Source organism: Enterovirga sp. (assembly GCF_028290205.1).
Taxonomy (GTDB): domain Bacteria; phylum Pseudomonadota; class Alphaproteobacteria; order Rhizobiales; family Beijerinckiaceae; genus Enterovirga.
The window spans coordinates 1-5,568 of record NZ_JAQGKF010000152.1 but is presented as its reverse complement, the minus strand read 5'-3'; the positions used below and the strand labels follow the sequence as shown (position 1 = coordinate 5,568).

The 5,568-nt window shown below is 71.5% G+C and carries 5 protein-coding genes; all 5 read right to left on the bottom strand.

Features of this window, described 5'->3' with window-relative positions; genetic code table 11:
• The coding region (locus tag JWR86_RS11115; protein WP_299565066.1) for a Maf family protein at positions 1 to 269 on the bottom strand (269 nt) is incomplete at its 3' end.
• 244 nt (positions 270 to 513) lie between these two features.
• The gene (locus tag JWR86_RS11110; RefSeq protein WP_299565063.1) at positions 514 to 1,362 is read right to left on the bottom strand and encodes a phosphatidylcholine/phosphatidylserine synthase; all 849 of its coding nucleotides are present in this window, start codon (positions 1,360 to 1,362) and stop codon (positions 514 to 516) included.
• A gap of 43 nt (positions 1,363 to 1,405) precedes the next feature.
• Positions 1,406 to 2,107: a phosphatidylserine decarboxylase gene (locus JWR86_RS11105; RefSeq protein WP_299565060.1), complete on the bottom strand. Its 702-nt coding sequence runs from the start codon at positions 2,105 to 2,107 to the stop codon at positions 1,406 to 1,408.
• Between the two features lie 58 nt (positions 2,108 to 2,165).
• Positions 2,166 to 4,067 (bottom strand): ABC transporter ATP-binding protein/permease, encoded by a 1,902-nt coding sequence (locus tag JWR86_RS11100; protein ID WP_299565057.1) that lies wholly within the window; start codon positions 4,065 to 4,067, stop codon positions 2,166 to 2,168.
• Between the two features lie 77 nt (positions 4,068 to 4,144).
• A complete protein-coding gene (locus JWR86_RS11095; RefSeq protein ID WP_299565054.1) occupies positions 4,145 to 5,365 on the bottom strand; it encodes a LysM peptidoglycan-binding domain-containing protein in 1,221 nt (406 codons plus the stop codon).
• Between the last annotated feature and the right edge of the window lie 203 nt (positions 5,366 to 5,568).

Below are 5,568 nucleotides of genomic sequence, written 5' to 3'. Positions count from 1 at the left end.
CTCTCTGCCTTCGGCAGGATGCGGCGGCCCACCGACACCACCGTGTCGGCGGCCAGGATCCAGCTCGCCCCATCGTCGGTCAGGGTGGCGCGGGCGGCTTCAGCCTTGCCACGGGCGAGCCGACGCGCGTGGTCGCGCGGCAACTCGGCCCGCGCCACGGTCTCGTCGATGTCGGAGGGGGCCACCGCGTCGGGCGCGAGGCCGATCTGTCGCAGGAGGTCGAGCCGGCGGGGCGATGCGGAAGCGAGGACCAGGCGAGGACGCGTCACGTGATGGGGGCCGCGAATGCTGGGGTGAGCCGGAACCCGGCCGGACTCTGGCGATTTGTCGGGATGGCGCACGGGCGTCGGGAACCCGCGGGAACTGAGATGATGACGCCTTCGCTGCTCGCGCGCCTGTCAGAGGTCGCGTCCGCCCTCTGGCCACGGCTGTTTCCGGCCCCGACCCCCGCGTTGGTGCCCGTCCGCGTCAGACCCCAGACCGGCCGGCGGTGAAGGAGGCCCGAGAGCCCGCTCATGAGCGGCCGGCCGCCGGGTCCGGCGGCTCGGCGGGCGGCAGGTCGGACGAGCCGAGCGCATGCGACCGCCGGAGCTGCCGGTAGCGGCTCACGCTGATCGGCACCGCGGCAAGGTACACGACCGAGATTGCGGCCAGGGACGCGAACGGGAAGGCGACGACGATCCCGAACAGCGCCACGGTCAGCACGAACAGGGGCAGCACCCAGTCGCGCGGCACGCGCTTGCCCCAGGTCTTGCCTGAAAAGGTCGGCACCGTGGAGACCATCATCAGCGCGATGCCCAGCACATAGGCGAGCGCCACCGGCGCGGCCGCCTGCACCGGCACGCCCAGGAAATGCAGATAGACCGGCAGCAGCACGGTCACGGCCCCGGCCGGCGCCGGCATGCCGACAAAGAAATCCTTCTTCCACTCGGGCGTGTCGGGATCGTCGAGGGCAGCGTTGAAGCGGGCCAGCCGCAAGGCGGCCGCGATGGCCAGGATCATGGCCACCACCCAGCCGAGCGCGTGAACTTCGTGCAGCACGAAATTGTGCAGGACGAGCGCCGGGGCCACCCCGAAATTGAGGAAGTCGGACAACGAATCGAGTTCGGCTCCGAAGCGGGACGTGCCTTTCAGAAAGCGCGCCACCCGTCCGTCCACCCCGTCGAGGACGGCTGCCACCAGGATGGCGAACACCGCGGGTTCGAGCTTGCCCTCATAGGCGAGCCGGATCGCCGTGAGGCCGAGACACAGGGCCAGCAGGGTGATCAGGTTCGGGGCGATCACCCGGAACGGCACCGGCTTGAAGCGCCGACGCCGGTGCTCCAGCGGATCCGGCGCATACGGCTGGAAGAGATCACTCATGGGCCGAGGACCCTAGGGAGAGCGAGCCGGACCCACAAGCCGGTCATCCCGTGACGAACTGCCGGGGCGCGCCGCTCGGCTCGAGATCGGCCAGCACCGTTTCGCCCGCGATGGCTTTTTGGCCGACGCCGACCAGAACCTGCGCGCTTGTCGGCAGGTACACGTCCACGCGGGAGCCGAACCGGATCAGGCCGAAGCGCTGGCCGGTCGCCAGGGTGTCCCCGGCCGCGACCCAGCCGACGATGCGGCGCGCCACGAGGCCCGCGATCTGCACCACGCCGATCTGGTGACCGCCGCTCTCGATCACCAATGCATTGCGCTCGTTGTCCTCGCTCGCCTTGTCGAGTTCGGCGTTCAGAAACAGGCCCGGCGTGTACACGATGCGGGCGAGACGGCCCGCCACGGGCGAGCGGTTCACGTGGCAGTCGAACACGTTCATGAACACCGACACGCGCAGCCGTGGCTCGGGCGACAGGCCCGTCTCCGGCGGGGGCGTCACGACGGTGATCAGGCTGACCCGGCCGTCCGCGGGCGACACCACGAGGCCGTCCCGCACGGGCGTGGTGCGGGCCGGGTCGCGGAAGAAGTAGCAGACCCAGAGCGCGACCACGACGAACGCCCAGAAGAGCGGCGTCCACACAAAGGACAGGCCGACCGCGATCGCGACCGCGATCGCGATGAACGGGTAGCCTTCGGGCCGGATCGGCACGAAGAGGCGCCGCACGGATTCGTAGATATCGGTCATTGCCCTGATCTGTCCTGTTGAAGCCCGTGCTGCCTGCCAGAGCCCTCGTCCGCCTATCCTACGGCGACACCCTCACCCGCAACGACGGCGGCTCGGCCGCCTGCGTCCGTTCCAGCGTCTCGCGGGCCTCGTCGGCCCGGCGCTGGCGATCCCACATGGCCGCATACACGCCGCCGCGCGCCAGGAGCTCGTCGTGACCTCCCCGCTCGACGATGATTCCGGCATCGAGAACGAGGATCTCGTCCGCCGACACCACCGTCGAGAGCCGGTGCGCGATGACGATCGAGGTCCGGCCCTCGGCGACGCGGTCCAGGGCGTCCTGGATCTCCCGCTCCGTGAAACTGTCGAGCGCCGAGGTGGCCTCGTCGAGGATCAGGATCGGGGGGGCCTTGAGAATGGTGCGGGCGATCGCGACGCGCTGCTTCTCGCCGCCCGAGAGCTTCAGGCCGCGCTCCCCGACCGGCGTATCGTAGCCCTCGGAGAGCAGGCCGATGAAGCGGTCGATCTGAGCCAGCCGGGCCGCCTCGGCCACCTCCTCGTCGGTGGCGTCGGCACGTCCGTAGCGGATGTTGTAGCCGATGGTGTCGTTGAACAGCACGGTGTCCTGCGGCACCATGCCGAGGGCCGCCCTGAGGCTGTCCTGCCTCACTTCGGCGATGTCCTGCCCGTCGATCAGAATGCGGCCGCCGGTCGGTTCGTAAAACCGGAACAGCAGCCGTGAGATCGTGGACTTGCCCGCGCCCGACGGCCCCACGATCGCGACCGTGCGGCCGGCCGGCACTGTGAAGCTGATTCCCTTGAGGATCTCGCGGTCGGCGCCGTAGCCGAAGCGCACATCCTCGAAGCGGACCTCGCCCTCCGCAACCACGAGCGGCGCCGCGCCCGGCCGGTCCGCGATCTCGGGCTCCCGGCCCAGGATGCGGAACATGTCGTCGATGTCGATCAGCGCCTGTTTGATCTCGCGGTAGATCATGCCCATGAAGTTCAGCGGGATGTAGAGCTGGATCAGCATGGCGTTGACGAGCACGAAGCCGCCGACCGTGGTCCGGCCCGCCGCCACGTCATAGGCGGCCATCACCATCAGCACGGTCATGCCGGCCGAGAAGATGATGGCCTGGCCGGCGTTCAGCACCGCGAGCGAGGTGTAAGTCTGCGTGGAGGCCCGCTCGAAGCGGGCCACCGACCGGTCGTAGCGCTCGGCCTCGCGGCGCTCGGCGCCGAAATACTTCACGGTCTCGTAATTGAGCAGCGAATCCACGGCCCGGACATTCGCGTCCGTGTCCGAGTCGTTCATCTGCTTGCGGATGCCGATCCGCCACTCGGTCGCCCGGTAGGTATAGGCGAGGTAGACCGCCACCATGACGATCACCACGGCGGAATAGAGCCAGCCGAACTGCCAGGCCAGGATGCCCACCACCAGCACGAATTCGACGATGGTCGGGATCAACTGCAGGATGAAAAGCCGCGACAGCTCCTCGATGCCGTTCCGGCCGCGTTCCAGCACCCGGGTGAGCCCGCCCGTCTTGCGCTCCAGGTGAAAGCGCAGCGACAGCGAGTGCATGTGTTCGAAGGTGCGCTGCGCCAGCCGTCGCACGGCATGCATGGCCACTTTGGCGAAGAGGCCGTCGCGGACCTGGGTGATCAGCGCCTGCAGAGCCCGGGCCACCCCATAGGCGACCGTGAGCAGGACCGGGGCGCCCCAGAGCAGCGCAGATTCCGCGGCGGCCGGCTGCACGCGGCCGCCCGCCACGGCCACAAGGGCGTCGGTGGCCCATTTGAAGGTGAAGGGCGTCACCATCGTGACCGCCTTCGCGGCGAAGAGCAGCACGAAGGCGAGCAGCACCCGCATTTGCAGGTCGCGGCGGCGATGCGGCCACAGGAAGGGCCAGAGCCTCAGCAACGTGCCGACGAGGCCGGGCCCCGTCGAGGAAGACGCGACGGGTGACGGTGGGGCGAGCATGATCCTGTCCGGGTGCTGCCGCCGATATAGGGCTTCGGCCGCCCGGATGCACGGCCGAAGGCCGCGCCGCCCGATTCCTAGCGCGCGGCGGCGCCCTCCCCGGCCGGCGCCGGCAGCACGAACACCTGGCCAGGGTAGATGAGGTTCGGGTCGCGGATGCGCTGCGCGTTGGCGCCGTAGATCACCGTGTAGCGCACCCCGTCGCCATAGGTACGGCGCGAAATCTCCCACAGGCTGTCGCCCCGGGCCACCACGGCTGTGTTCACCTGCGGGATCACCACCGTCTTGGGCCGACCGGCGGCCGGGTCCGGCCGAACGTCCGGGGCGGACGCGATGACGCCGGACGGAGCAGCGGAAGCGCTCGGTGCAGCCGTGCTCGGGGCGGCCGTCGTCGGGGTGGACGCGACCGGGGTGGACACGACCGGGGCCGGGAGGGGCGCGGCAGGGGACGAGCTCGAGGCTCCGGGGGGCGGCGCGGCAGGCGGCGCGGCGGCCGGACGGGGCGGCGGCACAGCTTCCGGTTCCGCGCTCGCGACCGCAAAGGCCGGCGCCGTGAAGGGGACCTCGACGCGGGACCGCACGCCGCCCGAGGCCGGATCCACCTCGTCCAGCCGCACCAGATAGCTGCCGGGCCGAATGCCGCGTTCGATGGAGAACGCGACGCGCCCGTCAGCCTCCGCTGCGGCCGCTGCGATGAACGTGTCGCTCAGATACAGCCGTACGGTCGCGCCCGGGGTCGCGGTGGCGGACACCAGCAACCGCCCGGCCCCCTCCGATTCGACGCTGGCGATGCGGACCGGACTTCTGGCCGGTGACGGTGCCGCCGGCGCGGCTGGGGCGGCCGAGGCCGGAACCGCCGCGGGCGCGGGCGGCGCGGCCCCTGTCGGGCCCGGAGAACTCGGCTGCGGGGCCGCGCGGGGCGATTCCGAGGTCCGAGCTGGCGCCGGGGCGGCTGCCACGGCCGGCGTGTCGTCCGGGCGAGACAGGATTTCGACCGGCCGGCCCGGGGCGGTGACGGTGACCAAGGGCGGCTCGCGACGGCTCTCGGCGATCACCACCGTGACGCTCTGTGCGGAGCGGCGGCGGGTGCCATCGGGCGCCGTCGCGTCCAGCACGATCTCGTGCGGGCCTGGCGGAAGCGGCGGAGGCACCAGGGCGAACTGGCCGGCCGCGTCCGCCGAGGTGCTGGCATGGACCTTCCCATCCACCACGAGGTCGACCCGCGCGCCCGGCGCGGCCCGCCCGGCCACGACGCTGTCGCCGGAGGGCTCGACCCGGACCACGTCAAAGCTCGGCATCCCGGGGGTCGCCGCCCCGCTCCGTCCGGGACCGGCCGGCGGTGCCGGCGAAACTGGCGCCCCGGGCGCCGGCGGCGGAGCTTGGGTGCCGACCGGACCCGCCGGGGCGGCCGGCTGTTCACCCTCTCGCGCCGCGGGTTGGGCCGGAGCCGGCGCGACCGACGGCGCCGCGCCCACCGGCGGGGTCAAAGGAGCCGGGGCGG

What these genes read in the sequence shown, in the direction of transcription:
- JWR86_RS11110 (WP_299565063.1), bottom strand. Translation starts at nt 1,362, where the DNA reads ATGAGTGATCTCTTCCAGCCGTATGCGCCGGATCCGCTGGAGCACCGG.
- JWR86_RS11105 (WP_299565060.1), bottom strand. Translation starts at nt 2,107, where the DNA reads ATGACCGATATCTACGAATCCGTGCGGCGCCTCTTCGTGCCGATCCGG.
- JWR86_RS11100 (WP_299565057.1), bottom strand. Translation starts at nt 4,067, where the DNA reads ATGCTCGCCCCACCGTCACCCGTCGCGTCTTCCTCGACGGGGCCCGGC.
- JWR86_RS11095 (WP_299565054.1), bottom strand. Translation starts at nt 5,365, where the DNA reads ATGCCGAGCTTTGACGTGGTCCGGGTCGAGCCCTCCGGCGACAGCGTC.